Below are 23,807 nucleotides of genomic sequence, written 5' to 3'. Positions count from 1 at the left end.
CACGCGATCGGTTTCAAGCACAGCTGAAACCGGTCACATGCTTATGGGTGCAGCACCGTGGCGATGGCGTCGACGCCCATGTCGATCTCCTCCCGGGTGATGACCAGAGGAGGGGCTACTCGAAGTGTGGTGTCCTGGGTTTCCTTGCACAGGACGCCGCGTTCCGCCAACGCTTCGGAGGCGACGCGGCCGGTCGGGCCGCCTGGGGCGATCTGGACTCCGGCCCACAGGCCACGGCCACGAACCTCGGCGACGCCTGGGAGTTCACGCAGCCGGGAGTGCAGGTAGGCACCGAGCGTGCGGGACCGTTCCTGGAATTCTCCGGTGGCAAGGAGTTTGACCACGGCCCGGCCGATCGCGCAGGCGAGCGGGTTTCCGCCGAAGGTGGAGCCGTGTTCGCCGGGTTGCAGCAAACCGAGCACGTCGCGGCGGCCGATCACGGCGGATACCGGCATGATGCCGCCGCCAAGTGCCTTGCCCAACGTGTAAAGGTCCGCGCGGACGCCGGAGTGGTCCAGCGCGAGCAGGTCGCCGGTGCGGGCGAGGCCGGACTGGATCTCGTCGGCGATGAACAGCACGGAGTGCTCGTCGCAGATCCGGCGAACCTCGGGAAGATAGTCCGCAGGCGGAACGATCACGCCCGCCTCACCCTGGATCGGCTCGATGAGCACAGCCGCGGTGCGGTCGGTGACAGCGGCGCGCAGAGCTTCGGCGTCGCCGTACGGGACCACCTTGAACCCCGGGGTGAACGGGCCGAAGTCGTTGCGCGCCACGGTGTCTGTCGAGAACGAGATGATGGTCGTCGTGCGGCCGTGGAAGTTCGACCCGGCCACGATGATCTCGGCTGTCCCGGCCGGGACGCCCTTGACCTGGTAGGCCCACTTGCGGGCGATCTTCACCGCGGACTCCACCGCCTCGGCGCCGGAGTTGGCGGGCAGCACCATGTCGGTGCCGGTCAGCTCGGCCAGCTCACGGCAGAACAACCCGAACTGATCGTGGTGGAACGCCCGGCTGGTCAGCGTCAGCCGGCCGAGCTGCTCATGGGCGGCCGCGATCAGATCGGGGTGCCGGTGGCCGAAGTTCAGCGCCGAGTAACCGGCCAGGAAGTCCAGATATCGGCGGCCGTCCACATCGGTCACCCAGGCGCCTTCCGCCTCGGCGAGCACCACCGGCAACGGGTGGTAGTTGTGCGTGCTCCAGCGCTCGTCGAGCGCGATGTGGTCACGCGCGGTGGTGGTGGCGTCGGCGGTCAGCGTCATACCGACAGGTTAAGCGCTCACCTGCGTCGATTTCATCCATCGGGCGTTGCGTATAGCGATGATTCGTTGCGTGATCTGGCTGAACGGCTTTCGATTATTGTCCAACTGCGTAGTTGATCAGCTGGCGCTATTCTGCCTGGATGGGTATCGATCGGGTGCGGGACGCCCTGCGGGTGCGCTCCGGCAGCAAGCCGTCCAAGGTCCTCGGCAAACCAGGTGACTTCCCGGTCGGCCCAACCTCCAAGTCCAACGCGGCCAAACAGTTGGTCAGCACCGGCGAGAAGCTCGACAAGCTGCAGGAGGCCCTCTACGCAGGCGCCGAGAAGAGCGTCCTGCTCGTCCTGCAGGGCATGGACACGTCAGGAAAAGGCGGAACAATCAGGCACGCCTGCGGCCTGATCAACCCCCAGGGCCTGCACATCAAATCCTTCAAGAAGCCAACCCGGGCAGAGCTGAGGCACGACTTCCTCTGGCGAATCCGCCGGGCGCTGCCCACCCCCGGCCAGATCGGCGTCTTCGACAGATCGCACTACGAGGACGTCCTCATCGCCCGCGTCGACAGTCTCGTGGCCGAAGACATCTGGCAGGCCCGCTACGACCAGATCAACACCTTCGAACAGGAACTCGCCGACAGCGGAATCACACTAATCAAGTGCTTCCTGCACATCTCCCCGGAAGAGCAGCGCAAGCGCCTCGAAGCCCGCCTGCTGCGCCCGGAGAAACACTGGAAGTACAACCCAGCCGACCTCGACGCCCGCTCAAAATGGCCCGCCTACCAACAGGCCTACCTCGAAGCCCTCCAACGCTGCGACACAGACACCGCCCCCTGGTACGTAGTCCCGTCAGACCACAAGTGGTACCGAAACTGGGCAGTCTCCCAGCTACTGCTGGAAACCCTGGAGCAACTGGACCCCCAGTACCCCGAACCGGACTTCGACGTGGAGACAGAGCTGGAAAGAGTCCGCGCCAGCTGACCCAGACCCGGAGCTTCAGTCCCAACGCGGTGAAGCTCCGGGCAGAGCCGGCTACTGGTCCAGCCCCATGGCTTTTCGGGCCGTCGAAATCTTGAGAACCAACTGCCTCTCGGTGATTTTTACTGGTTGAAAGTTGTGCTTGGAGTAGAACGCGACGGTCGCATCGTCAATTGCGTCCACGACGATAAGCCTTCCGGCGGAGACCTGGGCGGCTCCCACGAGACGTCCAATTGCATCTACGAGCACCTGAGTACCTAATCCCTGGCCGTGCAGGCGCAGGTCCAGAGCGAGGCGGGCGAGCAGATACGCGGGAATGTGACCCGACTGCCCGCCGGCCTGCCCTGATGTCAACTCTTCACGGGCGACACGCGTCGGCGCAAACGAGAAGTACGCCAGAACATCCAGGGTGTCCAGCCTTTCGGTCCAGACGTATGTTCTCGCTGTATCCGCCCGCTGCGCCCGCATCGCATCGCTGCGAAGCCAGTTGTTGAGACTCTCGACTCCGCAGTCAAATGAGTCTGTGTTGTGGTCGTCCGTCAGGCTCGTAGAGTGATACATCTACCCTCGCTCAAACCGCCGAGGACGTTCAAACGCCCTCTGTAGTGCGGGCGCGTCATCTGCGATATCGAGCGAATCCAGGAGTGCATCGAACTGTTCTGCCGGCATCAACGTGACTTTTGTTCGCGCAAGAACCTTCTCCGCTCGCCGTAGAGCGGCATTGCGTGTGAAGTCCGAGACGCTCTCATTCAGATGTTCGGCTGCGTCCTCGATGAGCTGTCTATCAGGTCTGCTGACGCGCATCTCCAAACGTTCGTCTTTTGTTGCCATGGTTTACAAAGTCCTCTGGGTTGCCGTTGTGGTAGCTCCAGCGTCCGGTGGTGCGAGTGAGTGGAGCTCCCGTCCATCATTGTACGGGCATTGTCCGTACAACGCTAGCTTGATGCTTCTGTCGACGTTGTGACCTGCGATGTTGCTGGTGATGCCTGCCTCGGGCGGTGCCCCTAAGACGGCTTTAAGACCTTGCTTCAGGCTGGGTGGGACCTGAAGGGAGATTTTCATGGGGCCACGTGCAGCCGCCTTGATCGCGGGACTGATTCTTGTTGTGGGTGGGCAGGTGGCGGAGGCCGGGCCGCCGAGTCTGGTGCGGGTGTCGGATGGGGGAAATGGCACAGCGACCGCGAGCTGTCCGAACAACACGGTTCTGTATGGGGTCGGAGGGGATGTCACCAGTGGAGGGGCTGAGCCGGAAATCGAGTTGACTGAGGATCGGGTGGCGGGGACGGCGACGGCTGAAGTCAACGGCAATGACAGCCTGACGGCGTACGCGATCTGTGGGCCGGTGGGGAGTCCGGTGCTGACGGAGGACAACGAGCTCGGCGGTGTGCGCCAGACGAGTATGCAGATTGGGTGTGATCCGGGCAGTCATGTGTACGGCGCGCAGGCTGAGATTGTGCCGTCTGGTACTGGGGTTGTGGTGACGGGGATTGTGCCGGGGCCTGGGTTGAAGGTGGTTACGTTCAACGCGGATGACTCGCAGGCTGTCGGCAATGCGCGGTGGAATATCTCGGCGACGATTCAGTGTGGGTAGGGGGCCGGCTCGACGTCGATCTCGCGCATTCTCAGTACGTAGCCGCGATATCGGCGTCGGGCCTCGCCGTGGCTGCCCAAGGCGATCAGGGCACGCACCAAGGCCAAATGTGCTGTCTCGTCGTATCGATCTCGCTCCAGGATTCGTAGGCAGTAGCGGCTTGCTGTGACGTGTTCGCCTACGTCGGCTGAATGGGTGGCGAGGGCAGCGGTCACTTGCAGGTAGGTCAGGCGGGCTTCCTCGCGGAGTTCGGCTGCCCAGTCTTCGTACGGGTCCTCTTCGAGGAAGTCGCCGGTGTAGGCGGCTTCGGCGGTGGCGAGCAGGGCGATGTCACCGCGCTGCAGGCCGGCGGAGGCGTCACGCAGGAATGCGGTCACGTCAACGGAAACCAAGGCTGGGTCGAGTCGGACGGCGTCATTTTCCGTGATCAGGCCGCCGGGTCTGAGCATGGTGCGGGCGGTGGACAGCGCGACGGACATTCGGTTGCCGAGGACTCGTGGTGACGAATCGGGCCACAGCAGGCTCATCAGGGTCTCCCGGGGCACCGGCCGGCCTCGGTGGGAGACAACGATTTTGACCAGGTCACGGGACTTGCGTGACGGCCACTTGGCCACCGGGACCGGCGAACCGTCGTGCAGGACCCGGAATCCGCCGAGGGATTCGATGCGGACCGCTGCCGTGCCGGATCGCCGGGCGCGGGCGGCCAGGGTGTGTGCGCCGATCTGGCGGGCCTCACGTTCGGCGGATATGGCGATTCGCTCGCCCGCGGGGCCGCCGACCAGCCGGGCCTCCTCGATCGCGGTACGGACCTGCCCCACGCGGTTGCCGAGTTCACGCCAGACTGAGGCTGCCTGGCGCACCATGTCCACGTCCTGCGTCAGCTGTGCCTTGAGTTCCAGCAGGTCGCCGAGGGCCACCCGGTCGGCACGGTCGATCGCGACCCGCTCCGCGTCGGGAATCGAGGCTGGGTCGGTCATCGCGAGTGTGACAAGTGCGGCGGGGTAACCGAAGCCGTCGCCGCAGTCCACTGCCCGCCGCGCGTACTGGGCCGCCAGCACGGGTTCGTCGGAAGCGAGCAGCCGTGCCATCCCGACCAGTGCCGGAACCAGTTGCGGCACAGTGCCGTTGAGCTCCGCGAGCTTGATCGCCTCCTGGTACGCCGCGCTCGCCAGGACACGATCCCCGCGTAATCGGTACACGTCGCCGAGCATGGATATCGGTACCGCCGCCAGCGGGGACGCCAGGCCGGTGAGGATTGCCTTGGCCGCGTTGAAATCCGCCGCGGCCTCGTCGAGCAGGCCCAGCCCGAGTCGCGCCTCACCACGATTGTTCACGCACAGAGCCCGATAGATCGCGTACCCGGTCAGATCCGCCTGCGGCAGAGCGATTTCCAGCTCGTCGATCGCCGACCGGTAGTCCCCGGCCTCGACGTGGTGTGACGCCCGGTTCGAACGGACCCTGATCTGGCTGAACACATCGCCCGCGCGTTCGGCGTACTCCAGCGCGTGCCGGTTGTGCTGGGCGAGCTTGGCATGGTCGCCTTCGGCGGCGCTCAGCATGGCCATCACGGTGTGCGCTTCGGCCAGTGCGAGGTCGTGCCCGGACGCCATCTCCATCGCTGCCGAACAGGTCGTACGGCAGGCGGCCAGATCACCGTGAGCCCAGTGGATCGCGGCGAGACAGCTCAGCAGTCTGGACTCCTTGCCGGGATCATGGCCGTCAAGGCGGCAATCCCGATACACCGCAAGGGATTCGTCAGTCGACCCGCTGACGTAATGCATCCACATCAGGGGCAACGCGACCGCAGCCGGGATAGGCCCCTCGAGCTGCCCGGCGGACCGGTTGAGGCACTCCACCGCCTTGCCCCAGTCGCCGCGGACCTGGTGCGCCTCGCCGAGCAGCCGCCACGTCGCCGAGCTGCGCCGGTCGGCGGGGATCAAGGCAGCGGCCGCGAGCACGGCGTCAGCGCCTCTGGTCTGCCACAACTGAGCGGCGTGCGCGTTGAGAACGCGTTCGACTTGGTCGTGCTCACCGCATTCGGCGAACGACGAACACGCTTCGCTGAAGAACCCGTTGTCCTCGAACCACCCCGCTGCCCGTTCGTGCACGCGGAAGCGCTCGGGCTGGTCCATCGGGAAGTGGTTCTCGGTGAACGTCCGGGCCAGCGGCATCAACGCCAGCCAGCCGGGCGCCGCCCGCAGCCGTTCCAGGAAAAGCCCTTTGGCCAGCAGGTCTTCCATGACTTCCGCAGCGGCATGGTGGCCGAGCGCGTCCAGCAGCGCCGGGCAGAACCGGTCGAACTGGGCTGCGACCCGCATGATCGCCCGGACCTGTTCCGGCTCGCCGTCGAAGATCTCGCTCGCCAGGTAGTGGAACAGCTGGTTGGGGCGAAGTGCCGCGTCCAGATCGGTGACGTAACCGCTGCGAGTCGCTTCAGCGGCGAGCCGGACCGCGACCGGCCACCCACCGGTGGCCCGGTGAATGCCCGGTGCCAGGGCTTGCCTGCCGCCTAACAGCTGGGCGGTTTCCGCTTCGGTGAAGGCCAATCGAGCGGCGTCGACCTCGGCCAGCTCGCCGCCGTATCGCAGGCGTTGCACGGCGAACGGCGGCGGCTGCCTGCTGGACAGGATCAGATGGACACCGCGTGGCAGTTGCCGGCACAGCGCCTCGAGCAGCTTCGCCGAGTGCGTGCCGGTGTCGACGTGGTGCACATCGTCCAGCACGAGCAGGAGCCTTCCTCTGACTACAGTGGACAGAGCAGCGCACAGCGACTCCGCGAGCGCGTGTGTGCGCTCGTCGCGTGCGCTGTCCACCACTTTCGCCGGGTTGCCGGCCTCGTCCGGTGCCGAGAACGCAAGCGTAGGAAGGACTTCCCGGATCGAGGCCAGTATCCCGTCGAGTAAAGAGCCGGGTTCCGCGTCTGAGATACAACACGTGTGCCACGCGGTCGGTGTTCGTCTGGCCCATTCGGTCAGCAATGTCGTTTTCCCATAGCCCGCAGGCGCTACGAGCGTCGTCAGCCGTGCTTCGGTCTGCTGTGAGTCCAGTCGTGGCCGGGAAATCCGGCCGGGCACAGTGGTCACGTGGTCCTCCCCTGCCGTGGGCGTCCCCAGGATCGGTCAGGCAACCGACTGTGTTAGCTCCACGTTAAGACCACTCAAAGACGCGCTCGGACGCTATGGGCTGTCGGGGAACCACGAATCCCTAGGAGCAGAGCCCATGAAGAAGTTCATCAAACGCGCGGGTGTCGCGGTAGCGGTGTTACTGACGGCGGTACTGGCGACGGTTGGCGTCGCGCACGCTGTCCTTGCCGTGTTCGTCGGCACGACGACCAGCTTTCAACGGGATCACACCGAGAACGCGCCGTGGGTCACGCCGGTCGGCGCCGGGTGGTGGAACGTCACGTCCACCAACATGCCGATCAGCCTCAACGATGACAAGATCGTCGAGTCGACGTTCGGTGCCTCGTCGGTGTGCGCCGCGGCCGCCTACTGTTCAGTGCGGGTCGTGGCGATCGGCGCGGGTGGTGTCATCGAGTTCAACCCGGTGGCGGGTGCCGGCTTCGTGTTCGACAGCCCGGCCGGTGGCCCTCGGGAACAGCACAGCATGCACCGGGTGCAGCGGCTGCCCGAGGGCAACTACACGATCGTCGTGCAGGCACAGATCGTCGGGCCGATGGCCGGGGCGGCCTTCGTGCTCGACGACTACACCCACTTCATCGACGTCGTCGACCCGTGATCACACCTTCTGGATGATCTTGCTGTAGGCATTGAGGGTCTCATCGCGCTGGTCGTGCATCAGGTAGAGCGAGAACTGGTGCACGCCCAGCTCTTTGAGTTCCTGCAGCCGTTCGATGTGCGCGGACTCCGGGCCCACCAGGCAGAACCGGTCCACGATCTGGTCGGGCACGAAATCGGTCGACGGGTTGCCGGCCCGGCCGTGGTGCGAATAGTCGTACGCCTGACGCCCTTTGATGTAGTCGGTCAGCTCGTGCGGCACCGGCCCGGAGTCGCCGTACCGCGAGACCAGGTCCGCGACGTGGTTGCCGACCATCCCGCCGAACCAACGCAGCTGCTCACGCTGATGCGGAATGTCGTCTCCCACGTAGGCGGGCGCCGCGACACACATCGTGATCGCGTCCGGGTCCCGGCCCGCGGCCGAAGCGGCTTCCCGCACAGCACCGATGGTCCAACGAGTGATCGCCGGATCAGCGGTCTGCAGGATGAAACCGTCGGCCTGTTCTCCGACGAGTTTCAGCGCTTTCGGCCCGTACGCGGCCATCCACATCTCGAGTTTGCCGTCCCGGACCCACGGGATCCGCACCGGGGTATCGTGGTGCAGCACCTCCCGGCCCTCGGCCAGCTCCTTGATCACGTGCATCGCGTCGCGCAACGTGGCCAGGTTCGCCGGTGGCTGGCCGATCACCCGCCGGGCCGAGTCGCCCCGGCCGATCCCGCACACGGTCCGGTTGCCGAACATGTCGTTCAGCGTCGCGAACAAGGACGCGGTCACCGACCAGTCCCGTGTGGACGGATTGGTCACCATCGGGCCGACGGTCAGGTGCCTGGTGGCCGACAGGATCTGCGAGAAGATCACGAACGGTTCCTGCCACAGCACCACGGAGTCGAACGTCCACCCGTAGGTGAATCCCCGGTCATCCGCGGCCTTCATCAGCCGCACGACCTCGCTCGCGGGCGGGTCGGTCTGCAGTACGACGCCGAAGTCCATGTAACGCTCCTAGTTCAGGTACTGGCAGAGGTCGCGGGACAGGAACTGGCCGTGCCCGGTCGCACCGTGGAAGGCGTTGCCCTCCACCACGATCCGGCCACGGGACAGCACGGTGTCCACTTTGCCAGTGATCTGCATGCCCTCGTAGGCGGAGTAGTCCACGTTCATGTGGTGCGTCTCGACCGAAAGGGTCTGCGTCGCCGCCGGGTCGTACACCACGATGTCCGCGTCCGATCCCGGGGAGATCGTGCCCTTGCGCGGGTAGAGCCCGAACATCCGGGCCGGTGTGGTCGAGGTGATCTCGACCCAGCGGGCCAGCGAGATCTCCCCGGCGACCACCCCTTGGTGCAGCAGGTCCATCCGGTGCTCGACACCGGGGATACCGTTGGGGATCTTGGAGAAGTCGCCGCGGCCGAGCTCTTTCTGCTCGTTGAAGCAGAACGGGCAGTGATCCGTCGACACCACTGAGAGGTCGTTGGTCCGTAGCCCGTTCCATAGCGACGCCTGATGCTCCTTGGGACGCAACGGGGGAGAGGCGACGTACTTCGAGCCTTCGAAGTCCGGCTTGGCGAGGTCCTCAATGGACAGGTACAGGTACTGCGGGCACGTCTCGGCGAAGACGTTCTGCCCGGTGTTGCGGGCCGCGGCGACCGCGTTGAGCGCCTCGGCGGCCGACAGGTGCACGATGTACAGCGGCGAGCGCGTGACCTTGGCCAGGGTGATCGCCCGGGAGGTGGCCTCACCCTCCAGTTCGGACGGACGCGTGTACCCGTGCTGCACGGGATCGGTCTTGCCCTGCTGCAAGGCCTGCGCCACCAGCTCGTCGATCGCGATGCCGTTCTCGGCGTGCATCATGATCAGGCCGCCGATGTCGGCGGCCCGCTGCATCGCCCGCAGGATCTCGCCGTCGGTCGCGTAGAACACGCCCGGGTAGGCCATGAACATCTTGAAGCTGTTCACGCCCTGGTCGATGCAGGTCTGCATCTCCTTGAGCGATGTCTCGTTGACGTCCGAGACGATCATGTGGAAGGCGTAGTCGATCGCGCAGTTGCCGTCCGCCTTGCTGTGCCACTTGTCCAGAGTGGACTGCAACGTGGTGCCCTTGGCCTGTACGGCGAAGTCCACGATGGTCGTGGTCCCGCCCCAGGCGGCCGCGGTCGTACCGGTCTCGAACGTGTCGTGCGACGACGTCCCGCCGAACGGCATCTCCATGTGCGTGTGGGCGTCGATTCCGCCGGGCAGAACGTATTTGCCCGTGGCGTCGATGGTCTTGTCCACGTCCGGCCAGTCGATGCCCGGCGCGCTGAGTGCCGCGATGTGCTCGCTGTCGACCAGGACGTCGGCCAGGATGGCGCCCGTCGAGCTCAGGACGGTCCCGCCCTTGATCAGGGTACGCATCAGGGCTTCACCAGGCTCTCGTACGTGTCCGGGCGACGGTCGCGGTAGAACGCCCACAGGTCACGGACCTCGGCGAGCCTGCCCATGTCCAGGTCCCGCACGACAATTTCTTCCTCGGTGTCCGACGCGGCCTCGCCGACCAACTGGCCACGAGGGTCCACAAAGTACGACTGGCCGTAGAAGTCGTTGTCACCCAACGGCTCCACGCCGACCCGGTTGATCGTGCCGACGTAGTACTCGTTCGCCACGGCCGCGGCGGGCTGCTCCAGGCGCCACAGGTACTCCGAGAGCCCACGGCTGGTGGCCGACGGGTTGAACACGATCTGCGCACCGGCCAGGCCGAGCGCGCGCCAGCCTTCGGGGAAGTGCCGTTCGTAGCAGATATAGACGCCGATCCGGCCCACCGCGGTGTCGAACACCGGGTACCCGAGGTTGCCGGGCTTGAAGTAGAACTTCTCCCAGAACCCCTTCACCTGGGGGATGTGGTTCTTGCGGTGCATGCCGAGGTACTTGCCGTCGGCGTCGATCACCGCGGCGGTGTTGAAGTAGACCCCGGGCTGCTCCTCCTCGTACATCGGCACGACGAGCACGACCCCGTGGGTCTTGGCCACCTCCTGCATCAGCTTGGTGGTCGGCCCGTCCGGGATCCGCTCGGTGTAGGAGTAGTAGTCCGCGTCCTGCACCTGGCAGAAGTACGGGCCGTAGAACAACTCCTGCAGGCAGACCACCTGGGCGCCCTGTGAGGCGGCTTTCGCGATCGCGTCCACCGCGTTCGCGATCATCGACTCCTTGTCACCCGTCCACCGCTGCTGGATCAACCCGGCTCGAACGATCTGCGGCACTGGCTTCCTCCTCGTGCGTTGTGTTCATGGATAGCAGCAGGTAGATGACGTAACCCACGACGGCGCCGACCACCCAGCTGTAGTCGTAAAGGGGCTTCAGGAACGGGATCAGGCCATCGGCGGGGAACGGCCCGCCGTACGCACCGCCGACCGCCAGCAGCCCGGCCACGACGGTCGCGACCACCGCGCGCCAGTTCCAGCCGGCGTTGAACCAGTAGGCGCCGTCGCGGCCTTCCATGTACAGGTCGACGAGCTTGAGCCGGGTCTTGCGGATCGTCCAGTAGCCGGCCACGAACACGCCCGCGACCGCACCCAGCACACCGCCGTAGAAGCCCAGCCACGCGAAGATGTAGATGCTCGGGTCGGAGATCAGCTTCCACGGCATGATCACCACGCCGATCACACCGGTGATCAGGCCGCCCATCGCGAACGTGATCTTGCGCGGGAACGCGTTGGAGAAGTCGTAGGACGGGCTGACCACGTTGGCCGCCAGGTTCGCCGACACGGTGGCCAGCACCAGCGCGATCAGGGCGACGACCACCAGGATCGGGCTGTCGAACCGGGCCGCGAGCTGCGCCGGGTCCCAGATAGCCTCGCCGTAGAGCGCCACCGCGCCGGACGTGGTCAGGATCGCCACCAGCGCGATGAACGACATCGTGGTCGGCAGGCCGAGGATCTGCCCGGTGACCTGCTTTTTCTGGCTGCCGCCGAACCGGGTGAAGTCCGGCATGTTCAGCGACAGCGTCGACCAGAACGCGATCATGCCCATCAGCGACGGCGCGAAGACCTGCCAGAAGTCCGCGCCCCAGCCCAGCTTGGACGGCTCGGACAGGATCGGGCCGAACCCGCCCGCCTTGATCACCACGTACGCCAGCAGGATCAGGAATCCGACCGACACCAGCGGCGCGGTCCAGTTCTCGAACCGGCGGATCGCCTCCATCCCGCGCCAGATGATGAGCATCTGCACGACCCAGAACAACACGAAACACAGCCACAGCGTCCACGGCTGGCCACCGATCCCGGCCGCCTTGGCCCAGCCGTCGCCGGCGAGCTTGCCGATGATCACGAACAGCGCCTCGCCGCCGACCCAGGTCTGGATGCCGAACCAGGCGCACGCGATGAGGCCACGCATGATCGCGGCCAGGTTCGCGCCGCGCACGCCGTAGAACGCGCGGGCGAAGACCGGGAAGGGAATGCCGTATTTGGTACCCGCGTGACTGTTGAGCAACATGGGGATGAGCACGATCAGGTTGCCCAGGGTGATCGTCATGAACGCCTGGACCCAGTCCATGCCCAGCGCGATCAGCGAGGCGGCCAGGGTGTAGCTGGGGATGTTGTGGGCCATGCCCATCCACAGCGCGAAGTAGTTGTACGTGGTCCAGTGCCTGCGCTCGATCGGGACGGGCGCGAGCTCGGGGTTGTAGTAGCGGCTGGCCGCGATTGCCGAGGCGTCGACCAGGTCGACCCGGCCGTCAGGATGAGTTACTTGCGACGATCCGGCCATAGCTCACTCCGCACGCGTCGTGGGGTCCATCCGGGAATCCTCATCGTCGCCCCGTTGACCACGGCAGAGTCACTGTGTTCACCGTTGCGTCAGTCGATGAACAGTATGTCGCTTGCGTGCCGATCTTTCGACCGCACCGAATTCTGCTTTGCCCCCAATGTGGCATTGGTGGCATGCGATGCCACCAATGCCACATTGGGGACACAATCCGACATCACCGGGTGGCGGTCACCAGCGGAAGATGTCGGCGCTCTCGGCTGCCGCGACGCACTGGTTGGCGTAGACGGCCTCGAAGTCGATCCGCATGCCCTTGTAGCGGCCCTTCGCCGTGGCGGTGACCGGGTCGTAGATCATCGGGCAGGCGCCGCCGGTGGTCTGCAGGTTCTCGAAGTTGCCGCCGGCCGCGTCCAGCGTGGCACAGGCCCGCTCCCGGCGCGGGTGCGAGCCGGTCACGTTCTCCGGGTCGTCGCAGCCGAGGGTGCGGGTGTCCGGGACCAGCAGGGTGTGCTCGTCCTTCAGGGACAGCACGAGGGTGGGCAACGCCGGGCTGACGGTGCTGGCCGCGGCCGGTCCGGCCAGGAACGACGCCGCGAGCGCCGCGACACACGCGCCGACTGCGAGGGGTTTGAGGGAAGACTGCATGAACCGGACATCGGCATCGGGCGAACAACACTGTTTTACCTGAACGAGGGTTACTCGGCCGAGTGATGCGCCTGGACATCCAGGGTCAGCAGCGCGACGTAGAGCGACAGCATCGATTCAGGGTCCTCCAGCGACACACCGAGGACCTGCTCGATCCGGGAAAGCTGTTGGTAGTAGGCGGTTCTGGACATGTGCGCGGCAGCGGCGGCGGCGGACTTGTTGCCGCCCTGCTCGCAGTAGTGCCGCAGGGTGTCCACCAGGCGGCTGCCCTGGGCGGCGTCGCGGGTCAGCAGCGGGCCCAGCTCGCGGTCGGTGAAGGCGGTGATGCGCTCGTCGTTGGCCAGCAAGTGCAGCAGGCCGCGCAGTCGGACGTCGTCCAGCCGATGGTAGAGACGGTCCGAAGTGGACCTCAGGGCCGCGTCGGCGACATGTGCGGCCTCGACCATGCTGCGGCGTGCGCCGATCACCCGGTCGACTGTCGTCCCGACGGCCAGCACGACGGGCAAAGCACGTTGTGTCGCCCCGGCCGCGTGGTGGACTTCCTTGGCCAGCTTGCGCAGGACATTGGCCACTTCGGCTTGTGGTGGCAGGGAAAGCAGCACTCGCACGCTCGTGTCGTCCACAACGCCGACCAGTGCGGCCGTCTGGGCACGGCGTGCGGCGAGTGCCGTGGCCTCGGCGAGGTCCCGTAGCACCTCCTGTGTGGCCATGGCGGGCGCGGGGTTGACGCTGGTGCGCGGCCGGACGGCGATTCCGACAAGCCTGCGGTGTTCTAAGGGGACGCCCAGCGCGGCGGCCCGTGCGTTGATGTCAGCGCCAGGTGAGGACAGGATTTCGGTGAGGAGCGTGCGGTGCGCGTGCCGCTCGAGTCCTTCACGGTCGCGTGCGACGAGCCGGTGTACGGCCAGCGCGGATGCCGCGCGTTCGGCGACCACGACGTGCCTGTGCGGGGGCGTTGCCGGGCAGATCAGCACCAGCCGGCCCCAGTCGTTACCGCGAGCGCCGACGACCGTGACCAGCCAGCCCGCCTCGGCGTCGTAGCTCGTCCGCTCGGTCACGTGCACCGCGCGTGAGCGACGCGCCCAGTCGCGCAGCAGCTCGTTGGGGTTGGCGCCTGCTGTGTCGTACGCGAGGACGTCGTGTGCCAGCGTCTCCAGGACCACCGGCAGCCCTGCTGTCCGAGCGACCTCACGCAGCACCTCGGCCGGTTCGGCTCCAGCGACCGTCAGCGCTGTGAACGTCTCGTGGACCTGCTCAGCGGCCTTCAGCTCGGCCACCTGGGCGTCCACGATGAGCCCGACAACCGCCTCCGTCACGGTCACGAACCGCGTCTCCTCGGAGAGCGTCACCAACGGCATGCCGCGTCGCTCCGCGGCGGCGACGAACGCCTGCGGCAGACGGTCACTCCAGTGCCGCAGCAACTCGACGATGATGCCCGCTACACCCACATCCGCGAGCTCATCGACGTAGCGCGCGAGCCCGTCCGGGTCGTCAGGCAGCGCTATGCCCGTCGTGAGGACGAGCTCACCACCGCGCAGCAGATGCGCGAGGTCCGCCACCTCCGCGACATGCACCCACCGGACGGGACGATCCAGTGCACCGTGCCCGGCGACGACCCGCGGCCGGCCCTCGCGGATCACTGGCAGGGTGAGCGCGTCGGCGACCGTCGGGTACATGCACACAATGTAAGCGGTTTGCCGGATTTCCGGTACACGTTGTCGATGGTGGCCGCCCGCGCCGCACACCACACTCGAACCCAAGGGACCCCCGCGTCATGGAGGCTTGCTGTGCCTGTGGACGACCTGCCTGAGGACGACCTGCTCAACCGTCACCGTGCCGTGCTGCCCAGCTGGCTGGCGCTGTACTACTCGGAGCCGATCGAGATCATCAGCGGCGACGGCCGCCGGGTCACCGACTCGCGAGGCCGGACCTACCTGGACTTCTTCGCCGGCATCCTGACCAACGCGATCGGCTACGACATCGCCGAGATCAGCGACGCCGTCCGCGAGCAGGTCGATTCGGGCGTGCTGCACACCTCGACGCTGTACCTGATCCGCAAGCAGGTCGAGCTGGCCGAGAAGATCTCGGAGCTGTCGGGCATCCCGGACGCCAAGGTCTTCTTCACCAACTCCGGCACCGAGGCCAACGAGACCGCGCTGCTGCTCGCGACCCAGTACCGGCGCAGCGACCAGGTGCTCGCGCTGCGCAACTCGTACCACGGCCGGGCGTTCGCCACGATGGGCATCACCGGCAACCGCGGCTGGTCGGCCAGTTCGTTGTCACCGGTCAAGGTCAGCTACGTGCACGGCGGCTACCGGATGCGCGGGCCGTTCGCGAACTTCTCCGACTCGGAATACGTCGCCGCCTGCGTCGACGACCTGCGCGACATCGTCGAAGTGACCACGGCAGGGGACGTGGCCTGCATGATCGCCGAGCCGATCCAGGGTGTCGGCGGGTTCAACGTGCCGCCGGACGGGATGTTCGGCGCGATGAAGGAAGTCCTCGACGAGCACGGGATCCTGTTCATCGCCGACGAGGTGCAGACCGGCTGGGGCCGTACCGGCGAGCACTTCTGGGGGATCCAGGCGCATGGGGTGGTGCCGGACGCGATGACGTTCGCCAAGGGCCTCGGCAACGGTCTCGCGATCGGCGGCGTGGTCGCCCGCGGCGACCTGATGGACTGCCTCAAGGCCAACTCGATCTCCACCTTCGGCGGCAACCCGATCTCCACCGCGGGCGCCAAGGCCGCGCTGGACTACCTGCTGGACAACGACTTGCAGGCCAACGCGGCCAAACTCGGCAGCCAGCTGATCAACGGCCTGCGGGACGTCTCCGTGGAGAGCCCGGTGATCGGTGACGTGCGCGGCAAGGGCCTGATGGTGGGCATCGAGATGGTCGGCCCGGACGGCCGCACACCGAGCCCGGCCGCTGCGGCCCGGCTGCTTGAGGAGACCAAGTCGCGCGGGCTGCTCGTCGGCAAGGGCGGGTTGTACAACAACGTGATCCGGCTGGCGCCGCCGTTGACGCTGACCGAGGAGGAGACCCAGGAAGGCCTGGCGATCCTCACCGAGTCGATCACTGTCGTGGACAAGGAGAACAAAGCGTGACACGCATTACCCACTGGATCAACGGGAAGCCTTGGGACGGCGTGGCTTCGCGCACAGGCGAGGTGTACGACCCGGCGACCGGGAACGTCAGTGGCACTGTCGACTTCGCCGCGCAGTCCGAAGTGGATGCTGCTGTTTCCGCTGCCGCGGCGGCCTTCCCGGCCTGGCGGGACAGTTCGCTGGCCAAGCGGTCGAACGTGCTGTTCAAGTTCCGGGAGCTGCTGGCCGCTCGCAAGGGTGACCTCGCGGCGATCGTGACCGCCGAGCACGGCAAGGTCCTCGACGACGCAGGCGGTGAGGTGCAGCGTGCCCTGGAGGCTGTCGAATTCGCTTGTGGAATCCCGCATCTGCTGAAGGGCGGATTCAGCGAGAACGTGTCCACCAAGGTGGATGTGTACTCCATTCAGCAGCCGCTCGGTGTGGTCGCGGTGATCTCGCCGTTCAACTTCCCGGCAATGGTTCCGTTGTGGTTTGTTCCCAATGCGATCGCCTGCGGCAACACAGTGGTGCTCAAACCCTCGGAAAAGGACCCGTCGGCGGCCAATTTCATCGCCGAACTGCTGGCTGAGGCCGGTTTGCCCGATGGCGTGCTCAACGTTCTGCACGGCGACAAAGTCGCGGTCGACGGCCTTCTGGAACACAAGACAGTCAAGGCCGTGTCGTTTGTCGGATCGACACCGATCGCGCGGTACGTCTACGAGACCGGGACCTCGCACGGCAAACGCGTGCAAGCGCTTGGTGGGGCCAAGAACCACATGGTCGTGCTGCCGGACGCGGATCTCGACCTGGCCGCGGACGCCGCCGTGTCAGCCGGTTTCGGCTCGGCGGGGGAGCGGTGCATGGCCATCTCCGTGGTCGTGGCGGTCGACCCGGTCGGCGACGAGCTGGTGGACAAGATCTCCTCGCGGATGTCGGGCCTGCACGTCGGCGACGGCCGCCGGGCGGGCTGCGAAATGGGGCCTCTGGTGACTCGCGCGCACCGCGATCGCGTCGAGTCCTATGTGGAGGCCGGTGTGGCATCGGGGGCCACACTGGCCGTGGATGGCCGTGGTCACCCGGTCGACGGCGCCGCCGGGGGCTTCTGGCTCGGCCCCACGCTGTTCGACCGGGTGCGCACGGACATGTCGATCTACACCGACGAGATCTTCGGACCGGTGCTGTCGGTCGTCCGCGTGCCCACCTACGACGCCGCCATGGAATTGGTCAACAGCAACCAGTACGGCAACGGCACCGCGATCTTCACCAATGACGGCGGCGCCGCCCGGCGTTTCCAGAACGAGGTCGAAGTCGGGATGGTCGGCGTGAACGTGCCCATCCCGGTCCCGGTCGGCTATTACTCCTTCGGGGGATGGAAAGATTCACTTTTCGGTGACACACACGCTTATGGGCCGCACGGAATTCATTTCTTCACACGGTCCAAAGTGGTCACCAACCGGTGGCTCGACCCATCGCACGGTGGAGTGAACCTCGGATTCCCCCAGAATATCTAGGTCAGCCGGACCGGATTGACGATGTCGGCGGTGATGGTCAGCGTGACCAGCGCGCCGCCGATCATCACCAGGACGAGCGTGACCGTGGCGAGACGTTCGTAGTCGACGGGCCCCAGCGCCGCCCGTCCACGCAGTTTGCGAATCGAGTCACGGACACGCTCGTACCAGTTGACCACGATGTGGCCGCCGTCCAATGGCAGCAGCGGCAACAGGTTGAACACGCCGAGGAAGAAGTTCAGGCCCGCCAGCATCAGCAGGAACACCGACCACAGCCCGGCTGCGACCGCCTCGCCGCCGAGCCGGCTCGCGCCGACCACACTGATCGGCGTGTTCGGGTCGCGTTCGCCGCCGAAAATGGCGCTGACCAGGGCCGGGACCCGCTGCGGGAACTCCACCAGCTTCTGCCAGGTCTGCGCGAACATCTGCCCGGTGAACGCGCCGGCACCGCTGATCGCCTCGATCGGGCCGTAGGAGAAGTTCGTGGTGACGGTCGCGCCGATCGTGCCGACCTGACCGAGGCCCTCCCGGTTGACCTGCGGAATGTTCACCGAGAAGAGCAGCGTCTCGTCGCCGCGCCGGACCTCGATCGCAGTCGGGCCCGACTGCTTGCGGACCGTGCCGACGACCTCCGACCAGGTCGGCGTCTGTGTGCCGCCGACGGACAAAACGGTGTCACCGGGCCGGATTCCCGCTGTTTCGGCGGCGCCACCGGCCACTGAGCCGAGAACCGGCTTCCCAGTGGTGTTCGGCAGGCCCATGGTCGCGGCCATCGTGTACAGGATCAGGAAGCCAAGCACGAAATGCGTGAGCGGGCCGGTGGCCATCACCACGGTCCGTTGCCATGTCTTGAACCGGAACATCGGCCGCTCACCAGGCCGGTCGTCGAGCGTGGTCATCCCGGCGATGTCGCAGAACCCGCCGACCGGGATCGCCTTCAGGCCGTACTCGGTGCCGTTGCGCTTGAACGAGAACAGTTTCGGCCCGTAGCCGACGAAGAACCGGCGCACCTTCATGCCGAAGGCACGCGCGGTGAGCATGTGCCCGGCCTCGTGCAACGCCAGAGACAGACAAACGCCCAGCGCGAACAGCACGATCCCGAAGATGTATGCGATCACCGGCAGACTGTCCCACTGCCGGGGTGAAGCTTCTGTGGGCTCGGCTTGTGTGCAGCCGAGCCCACAGTCACGTCCTCAGTGACCTTCCTCAGTGACCGAACGTGAACCAGTTGACGTTCACGAAGTCGGCGGGCTGGCCGCTGGTGAACGTGAGGTACACGTCGTGGGTACCGGTCACGGCGCTGATGTTGGCCGGGACCGTGCGCCACGACTGCCATCCGCCCGTGTTGGCGAGGGCAAAGCTGCCGACCGGCGCACTCGTCGGACTGTCGAGCCGCACTTCGACCAAGCCGCTCACCCCACCTCCGGCACCGGACGCAACACGGGCGACGAACTGCCGCGCCGGGTTGCTGCCGAAGTTGATGCCCCGGTACAGCGTCCAGTCGCCGTTGCTCACCGCACCGATGTTCTGGCCGCCGCCCGAGTCAGTCGTGCCCTCGACGATCACACCGTTCTGGGCCTGGAACGCCTCGGCCTGCAAAGTGCCGTAGGCGTCCCCACCGCCGCCCGGAGGTGGCTCTGTGCCACCGCCGCCGCGAGACCACACCGCCACATAGTCGGCCACCAACGGCCGGCCGGGCACAGTCTCTGCTGTGGGAGTGCCGAACCCCGCGACACCGTTCGGGAAAGCACCGCCCATCGCGACATTCAGCAGAATGAAGTAGCCGGCGTGGCTGGTCATGTTGTCCCACGAGCCGGCGTCCATCTGGTTCTGGCTCACGCCGTGGAACTGCTGGCCGTCGACGTACCACCGCAACTGGTTGGGACTGACACTGCGATCCCACTCGAACCGGTACGTGTGGAACGCCGACTGGCAGCTGGAACCAGGACAGGCCCGGCTCGCACCGATGCCAGTGGTCTCGTTGCACGGGCCGCCCGGGTTCACTCCACAATGGAGCACACCCCAGACGGAGTTGATCCCGTTGACGTTCTCCATGATGTCGAACTCGCCGATGCCCGGCCAGTTCCAGTAGTTCCCGCGATAGGGCGCGCCCAGTGTCCAGAACGCCGGCCAGTACCCGAGCGCGGCCTGCCCGGTGACATTCGGCATCTGAATCCGGGCCTCGATCCGTAGAACGCCGTTGGCCGGAGCCTTGAAGTCCGACCGCCGCGTCTCAATGCGACCTGAGGTCCAGTTGCCCGCGCCGTCCCGCAGCGGAGTGATCCGCAGGTTCCCGGCGCCATCAAGGGAAAGATTCGACGTGTTGCGCGTGTAGTCCTGGATCTCGCCGGTACCCCAGTTGTCGGGGCCGCCGGGATAGGAATGCCCGGTGTCGATGATCCAGTTCGACTCACTGGGCAGCGTGTTGGCGCCGCCGTCGAAGTCATCCGCCCAGACCAGGTTCCACCCGGCAGGCGGCGGCGGTACCGCCCCGGACGCAGTATCGGCAAGAACAGCCGCCGCAACAAGCAGCCCAACACCGCCAGCCGCGACAAAAGACAACCTCCGCCGTTTGATCCTCGGCGGTCGCAGGGTTTCAACCGGCACAGGCGACCTCCTTGTCACACCGGTTTGTGTGATTATGAGAGCGCTCTCACGCGCTTGTGTCAACCCTGCGGAAGGTTCTTGTCACGGTTCAGGGTCAGGCGGAAGCGGTTTCGGCCCGGATCGGTGGGCGCTCAGGCCTCGGTCGGGGCCTGTCCGCCGTCTCGACTGCGGCTCGCGGCCCGACTTGACGCCTCGGCCCAAGCTGTGACCTGATGCGTCCACCGCCAAAGCCGTGACCAGCAGCTGTCAGTGCGAACGGTCCACTCGCAAATCCAGTTGTCCACAGCCCACCGCAAACCCCTTCTCGATCACGCTCCCCCGATAGACTGGACCAGGGACGCCCCCCTGGGAGTGGCGGGGGCTGTTCTCTTGGGGTGGGGCGGTTTGATGATGCTCGGGTTGTGGTTTTCTGGTGTGGCTGTGGTGGTTGTCTGAGGATTGTGCTCTTGCGGGGCGGCGGGCTTCCCACAGATGGTGGGAAGCGTCGTGCGCCCGTTGGGGAACGGGCGCACGCTTGGTGGGATTTCTGGGTTCAGTTGCCGACTATGTTGGCGATTACGGTTTTGGCGTCGTTGATGGGGATGGCGAAGCCGATGCCGACGCTGCCCGCGCGTCCATCCGATGTGGACACTGGGGAGTAGATCGCGGAGTTGATGCCGATCACTTCGCCGTTGGCGTTGACCAGGGGGCCGCCGGAGTTGCCCTGGTTGATCGAGGCGTCGGTCTGGATTGCCTTGTAGGTTGTCTGGGCGCCGCCGCGGCTGTTGCTGGCGAAGGGGTTCTGCTGGCCTTCGTCGGCTGGGACGTTCACGTCTCGGTTCAAGGCGCTGACGATGCCGGAGGTCACAGTTCCCTGCAGGCCGCCGGGTGAGCCGAAGGCCACCACCTCGTCACCGATCTTCACCGAGCTTGAGTCGCCGAGTGTTGCCGGGATCAGGCCGGAGGCTCCTTGCAGTTGCAGCACGGCGAGGTCGCTGGCGGCGTCTGTGCCCACGACTGTGGCTGGGAAGTTGCGGCCGTCGTTGAGGGTCACGGTTACCTGGGACGCGCCTGACACCACATGGTTGTTGGTCAGGATTCGGCCGTCGGCGGTCAGGATCACGCCGGAGCCGATGCCCTCGGCGTTCGCTGTGCGCACGTTCACCTGGACCACGCTGGGGAGCACCTTGCTGGCGACCGCGCTTACGTCGGAAGGCGTGTTTGTGCCGACGTTCTGGACTATCGGTGTCGACGCTGTGGGGGTGGTCGCGTTGCCGGAGTCGATGAGGGCGCCGGTCACGCCACCTACCGCGCCTGCCCCGATCACCGCGGCGATGGTGAGGGCGACGGCTCCGCGGCGGAAGCGGCGGGGCTTGCCGGGGTTCGCCAGCGCAGGCGGCACCGGCCCGCCCGTCGGTGGTAGGCCGCCACCGTTGTTGTACGCCGGGGGCGGCGTCATCGGCGGGTACTGGGCCGGGCCGTAGTGCTGGGGCGGAGTCATCTGCGGTGTCGTGGTCATGGCACCAACTCTGCGACCAAGAAATGAGAACACCCTGAGGATCGCCAATGGGCTTCCCAAGAAACGTTAGGGTCGCCCTGTGACCCGTGAGACATCGTTCCTCCGCATGCAGGCCCGCACCCAGCGGTTCACGCTGGGCACCCCGAAGGAGATCCGGGTCGCACCGGACGGCAGCCGCGTGTTGTTCCTGCGTTCCCCGTCCGGCCAGGAGCGCCGGCACAGCCTCTGGCAGCTGGACCTGGCCACCGGCAAGGAGTCCGTGCTGGCAGATCCGGCCGTGCTGCTGTCGGACGGCGATGAGGAACTGTCCGCTGAGGAACGCGCTCGCCGTGAGCGCGCCCGGCAGCAGGCCAGCGGGATTGTGGGTAATGCTGCCGACAGCGCCGTACGGATTGTCGCTTTCGCATTGTCGGGCAGGTTGTACGTCACCGACACGGCCACCGGCGAGACCAGGCAGTTGGACACGGCGTCTCCTGTGGTCGACCCGCGGCCGAACCCGACGGGTACGCACGTCGCATACGTGTCGAACAACGCGCTGCGTGTGGTCAATGTGGACGGTACGGGTGACCGTGCGTTGGCTGTGCCCGCGGGCGACGACCGGGCGTACGGTCTCGCGGAGTTCATCGCGGCCGAGGAGATGAACAGGTCGCGCGGCTATTGGTGGTCGCCGGACGGGCAGCGCCTGGTCGTGGCCCATACGGATCGCTCTGACGTGCTGCGCTGGCACATCTCCGACCCGGCGAACCCGGCCGCCGAGGCACACACCGTGCACTACCCGGCTGCGGGCACGCCGAACGTGAAGGTCAACCTGCTGGTGATCGGCCTGGACGGCAGCCGGGTCCAGGTCGACTGGACCGGAACCGAGTACCTGGCGAACGTGCACTGGTCGGCGGGCGGCCCGCCGTTGCTGGCGGTGGAGACGCGTGACCAACGGACCATGCAGATCCGCACGCTCAACCCGGACAACGGCGCGACGGAGCTGCTACACGAGGAAACGGACCCGCATTGGGTTGACATCGTGACGGGCGTCCCCGCGTGGACGGCGGACGGCAGGCTCGTACGGGTCGCGGTCTCCGACGGCGCGTACCGCTTGGTGATCGACGGTAAGGAGGTCACTGACGCGAGCCTGCAGGTGCGTTCCGTGCTCGACACGGCGGACGACGTCATCTTCACCGCGTCGGCCGACGACCCGAGGCAGGTACACGTCTACCGTGCGGGCGCGGACGGTGTGACGCAGTTGTCCTCAGTGGACGGTGTGCACTCGGCGACCCGGTCGGGCGAGATCACGGTCCTCACCTCGTGGCGGATGAGTGAAGCCGGTCCGGATGTCACAGTCCTGCGCGGCCGGGAACAGATCGGCAAAGTCGAGTCGCTGGCGGTGAAGCCGCCGCTGGAGCCGAAGGTCATCGACCTCAAACTAGGGGCCCGCGAGCTGCGTGCCGCGCTGCTGTTCCCAGCTGGTCACGAGCCCGGCAGCGGCAAGCTGCCTGTGCTGCTCGACCCGTACGGCGGCCCGCACGCGCAGCGTGTCCTGGCCTCCCGGAACGCCTACCTGACGTCGCAATGGCTGGCGGATCAGGGCTTCGCGGTGCTGGTGATCGACGGCCGGGGCACGCCTGGCCGGGGGCCGGACTGGGAGCGTGAGATCGCGTTCGACCTCGCCGACGTGACCTTGATCGACCAGGTGGACGGCCTGCACGCGGCTGCCGAGCTGTATCCGGACCTGGATCTGGCCAGGGTCGGGATTCGGGGTTGGTCGTACGGCGGGTACCTGGCCGCGCTGGCGGTCCTGCGCCGGCCGGACGTGTTCCACGCGGCGATCGCGGGCGCGCCTGTGACCGACTGGCGGCTCTATGACACGCACTACACCGAGCGTTACCTCGGCCATCCCGACACTCACCCAGAGGTGTACGAGCGCAACTCTTTGCCGGTTGACGCGCCCAATCTGGAGCGTCCGCTGATGATCATCCACGGGCTGGCCGATGACAACGTCGTCGTGGCCCACTCGCTGCGGCTCTCGTCCGCGCTCGTGGCCGCCGGACGCCCGCACACACTGTTGCCGTTGCCGGGCGTGACGCACATGACGCCGCAGGACGAGGCGACTTCGGAGAATTTCCTTCTGTTGCAGACGACCTGGCTGCATGAGGCACTCGGTAAGGTCCGGTAGCAACTG

The 23,807-nt window shown here is 66.4% G+C and carries 19 protein-coding genes; 6 read left to right on the top strand and 13 right to left on the bottom strand.

The genetic code is table 11. The annotated features are described in order from the left end of the window. Positions 1–41: 41 nt before the first annotated feature. Complete coding sequence (gene rocD / locus JOF56_RS55140; RefSeq protein WP_209647501.1) at positions 42–1,259, bottom strand: ornithine--oxo-acid transaminase; 1,218 nt, start codon at positions 1,257–1,259, stop codon at positions 42–44. A gap of 140 nt (positions 1,260–1,399) precedes the next feature. Between rocD and JOF56_RS55135 the strand changes: the two genes are divergently transcribed. After that, positions 1,400–2,233: a PPK2 family polyphosphate kinase gene (locus JOF56_RS55135; protein ID WP_209647500.1), complete on the top strand. Its 834-nt coding sequence runs from the start codon at positions 1,400–1,402 to the stop codon at positions 2,231–2,233. Between the two features lie 51 nt (positions 2,234–2,284). Here the strand turns inward: JOF56_RS55135 and JOF56_RS55130 are convergent, their stop codons facing one another. Together JOF56_RS55130 and JOF56_RS61085 are read right to left on the bottom strand one after the other, a co-directional pair. After that, the gene (locus JOF56_RS55130; RefSeq protein ID WP_209647499.1) at positions 2,285–2,791 is read right to left on the bottom strand and encodes a hypothetical protein; all 507 of its coding nucleotides are present in this window, start codon (positions 2,789–2,791) and stop codon (positions 2,285–2,287) included. Further along, positions 2,792–3,034, bottom strand: coding sequence for a type II toxin-antitoxin system TacA family antitoxin (locus JOF56_RS61085; protein ID WP_372448414.1), 243 nt, complete (start codon positions 3,032–3,034; stop codon positions 2,792–2,794). Between the two features lie 277 nt (positions 3,035–3,311). Between JOF56_RS61085 and JOF56_RS55120 the strand changes: the two genes are divergently transcribed. After that, positions 3,312–3,821, top strand: coding sequence for a hypothetical protein (locus tag JOF56_RS55120; protein ID WP_209647497.1), 510 nt, complete (start codon positions 3,312–3,314; stop codon positions 3,819–3,821). On the opposite strand, the gene JOF56_RS55115 is transcribed toward JOF56_RS55120, so the two are convergent. Further along, positions 3,809–6,904 (bottom strand): ATP-binding protein, encoded by a 3,096-nt coding sequence (locus JOF56_RS55115; protein ID WP_209647496.1) that lies wholly within the window; start codon positions 6,902–6,904, stop codon positions 3,809–3,811. The two genes, JOF56_RS55120 and JOF56_RS55115, sit on opposite strands and share 13 nt — an antisense overlap. 136 nt (positions 6,905–7,040) lie before the next feature. On the opposite strand from JOF56_RS55115, the gene JOF56_RS55110 reads away from it, so the two are divergent. Then, a complete protein-coding gene (locus JOF56_RS55110; protein ID WP_209647495.1) occupies positions 7,041–7,559 on the top strand; it encodes a hypothetical protein in 519 nt (172 codons plus the stop codon). Here JOF56_RS55110 and JOF56_RS55105 read toward each other — a convergent pair whose 3' ends face one another. The 6 genes from JOF56_RS55105 to JOF56_RS55080 all read right to left on the bottom strand — a co-directional run bounded on the left by JOF56_RS55105 (position 7,560) and on the right by JOF56_RS55080 (position 14,611). Then, complete coding sequence (locus JOF56_RS55105) at positions 7,560–8,549, bottom strand: TIGR03842 family LLM class F420-dependent oxidoreductase (protein ID WP_209647494.1); 990 nt, start codon at positions 8,547–8,549, stop codon at positions 7,560–7,562. Between the two features lie 9 nt (positions 8,550–8,558). Beyond that, a complete protein-coding gene (gene hydA / locus JOF56_RS55100) occupies positions 8,559–9,947 on the bottom strand; it encodes a dihydropyrimidinase (RefSeq protein WP_209647493.1) in 1,389 nt (462 codons plus the stop codon). Continuing rightward, positions 9,947–10,789, bottom strand: a complete 843-nt coding sequence (locus JOF56_RS55095; protein ID WP_209647492.1) for a nitrilase-related carbon-nitrogen hydrolase — start codon at positions 10,787–10,789, stop codon at positions 9,947–9,949. Before JOF56_RS55095 ends, hydA begins: the two co-directional genes overlap by 1 nt. Further along, the gene (locus JOF56_RS55090) at positions 10,740–12,293 is read right to left on the bottom strand and encodes an NCS1 family nucleobase:cation symporter-1 (protein WP_209647491.1); all 1,554 of its coding nucleotides are present in this window, start codon (positions 12,291–12,293) and stop codon (positions 10,740–10,742) included. Before JOF56_RS55090 ends, JOF56_RS55095 begins: the two co-directional genes overlap by 50 nt. 228 nt (positions 12,294–12,521) lie before the next feature. Beyond that, on the bottom strand, positions 12,522–12,935 hold the full coding sequence (locus JOF56_RS55085; RefSeq protein ID WP_209647490.1) for an SSI family serine proteinase inhibitor: 414 nt from the start codon (positions 12,933–12,935) through the stop codon (positions 12,522–12,524). Between the two features lie 50 nt (positions 12,936–12,985). Next, the gene (locus JOF56_RS55080) at positions 12,986–14,611 is read right to left on the bottom strand and encodes a PucR family transcriptional regulator (RefSeq protein WP_209647489.1); all 1,626 of its coding nucleotides are present in this window, start codon (positions 14,609–14,611) and stop codon (positions 12,986–12,988) included. Between the two features lie 126 nt (positions 14,612–14,737). Between JOF56_RS55080 and JOF56_RS55075 the strand changes: the two genes are divergently transcribed. Beyond that, on the top strand, positions 14,738–16,042 hold the full coding sequence (locus JOF56_RS55075; RefSeq protein ID WP_209649070.1) for an aspartate aminotransferase family protein: 1,305 nt from the start codon (positions 14,738–14,740) through the stop codon (positions 16,040–16,042). Next, positions 16,039–17,532, top strand: coding sequence for a CoA-acylating methylmalonate-semialdehyde dehydrogenase (locus JOF56_RS55070; RefSeq protein ID WP_209647488.1), 1,494 nt, complete (start codon positions 16,039–16,041; stop codon positions 17,530–17,532). The genes JOF56_RS55075 and JOF56_RS55070 overlap by 4 nt, the downstream gene beginning before the upstream one ends. Here the strand turns inward: JOF56_RS55070 and JOF56_RS55065 are convergent. The 3 genes from JOF56_RS55065 to JOF56_RS55055 all read right to left on the bottom strand — a co-directional run bounded on the left by JOF56_RS55065 (position 17,529) and on the right by JOF56_RS55055 (position 21,634). Further along, a complete protein-coding gene (locus tag JOF56_RS55065; RefSeq protein ID WP_209647487.1) occupies positions 17,529–18,647 on the bottom strand; it encodes a M50 family metallopeptidase in 1,119 nt (372 codons plus the stop codon). The two genes, JOF56_RS55070 and JOF56_RS55065, sit on opposite strands and share 4 nt — an antisense overlap. An 88-nt stretch (positions 18,648–18,735) precedes the next feature. Then, positions 18,736–20,136 carry a glycoside hydrolase family 16 protein gene (locus JOF56_RS55060; RefSeq protein WP_372448348.1) on the bottom strand — a complete coding sequence of 467 codons (1,401 nt, stop codon included), beginning with the start codon at positions 20,134–20,136 and terminating at the stop codon, positions 18,736–18,738. A gap of 532 nt (positions 20,137–20,668) precedes the next feature. Then, complete coding sequence (locus tag JOF56_RS55055) at positions 20,669–21,634, bottom strand: S1C family serine protease (RefSeq protein ID WP_245378804.1); 966 nt, start codon at positions 21,632–21,634, stop codon at positions 20,669–20,671. 79 nt (positions 21,635–21,713) lie between these two features. Here JOF56_RS55055 and JOF56_RS55050 point away from each other — a divergent pair, with 79 nt between their 5' ends. Beyond that, the gene (locus JOF56_RS55050; protein ID WP_307855714.1) at positions 21,714–23,801 is read left to right on the top strand and encodes a S9 family peptidase; all 2,088 of its coding nucleotides are present in this window, start codon (positions 21,714–21,716) and stop codon (positions 23,799–23,801) included. Positions 23,802–23,807 lie beyond the last annotated feature (6 nt).

The sequence above is a fragment of the Kibdelosporangium banguiense genome, from assembly GCF_017876405.1.
Taxonomy (GTDB): domain Bacteria; phylum Actinomycetota; class Actinomycetes; order Mycobacteriales; family Pseudonocardiaceae; genus Kibdelosporangium; species Kibdelosporangium banguiense.
This window is presented reverse-complemented; position numbering and strand designations above follow the sequence as displayed.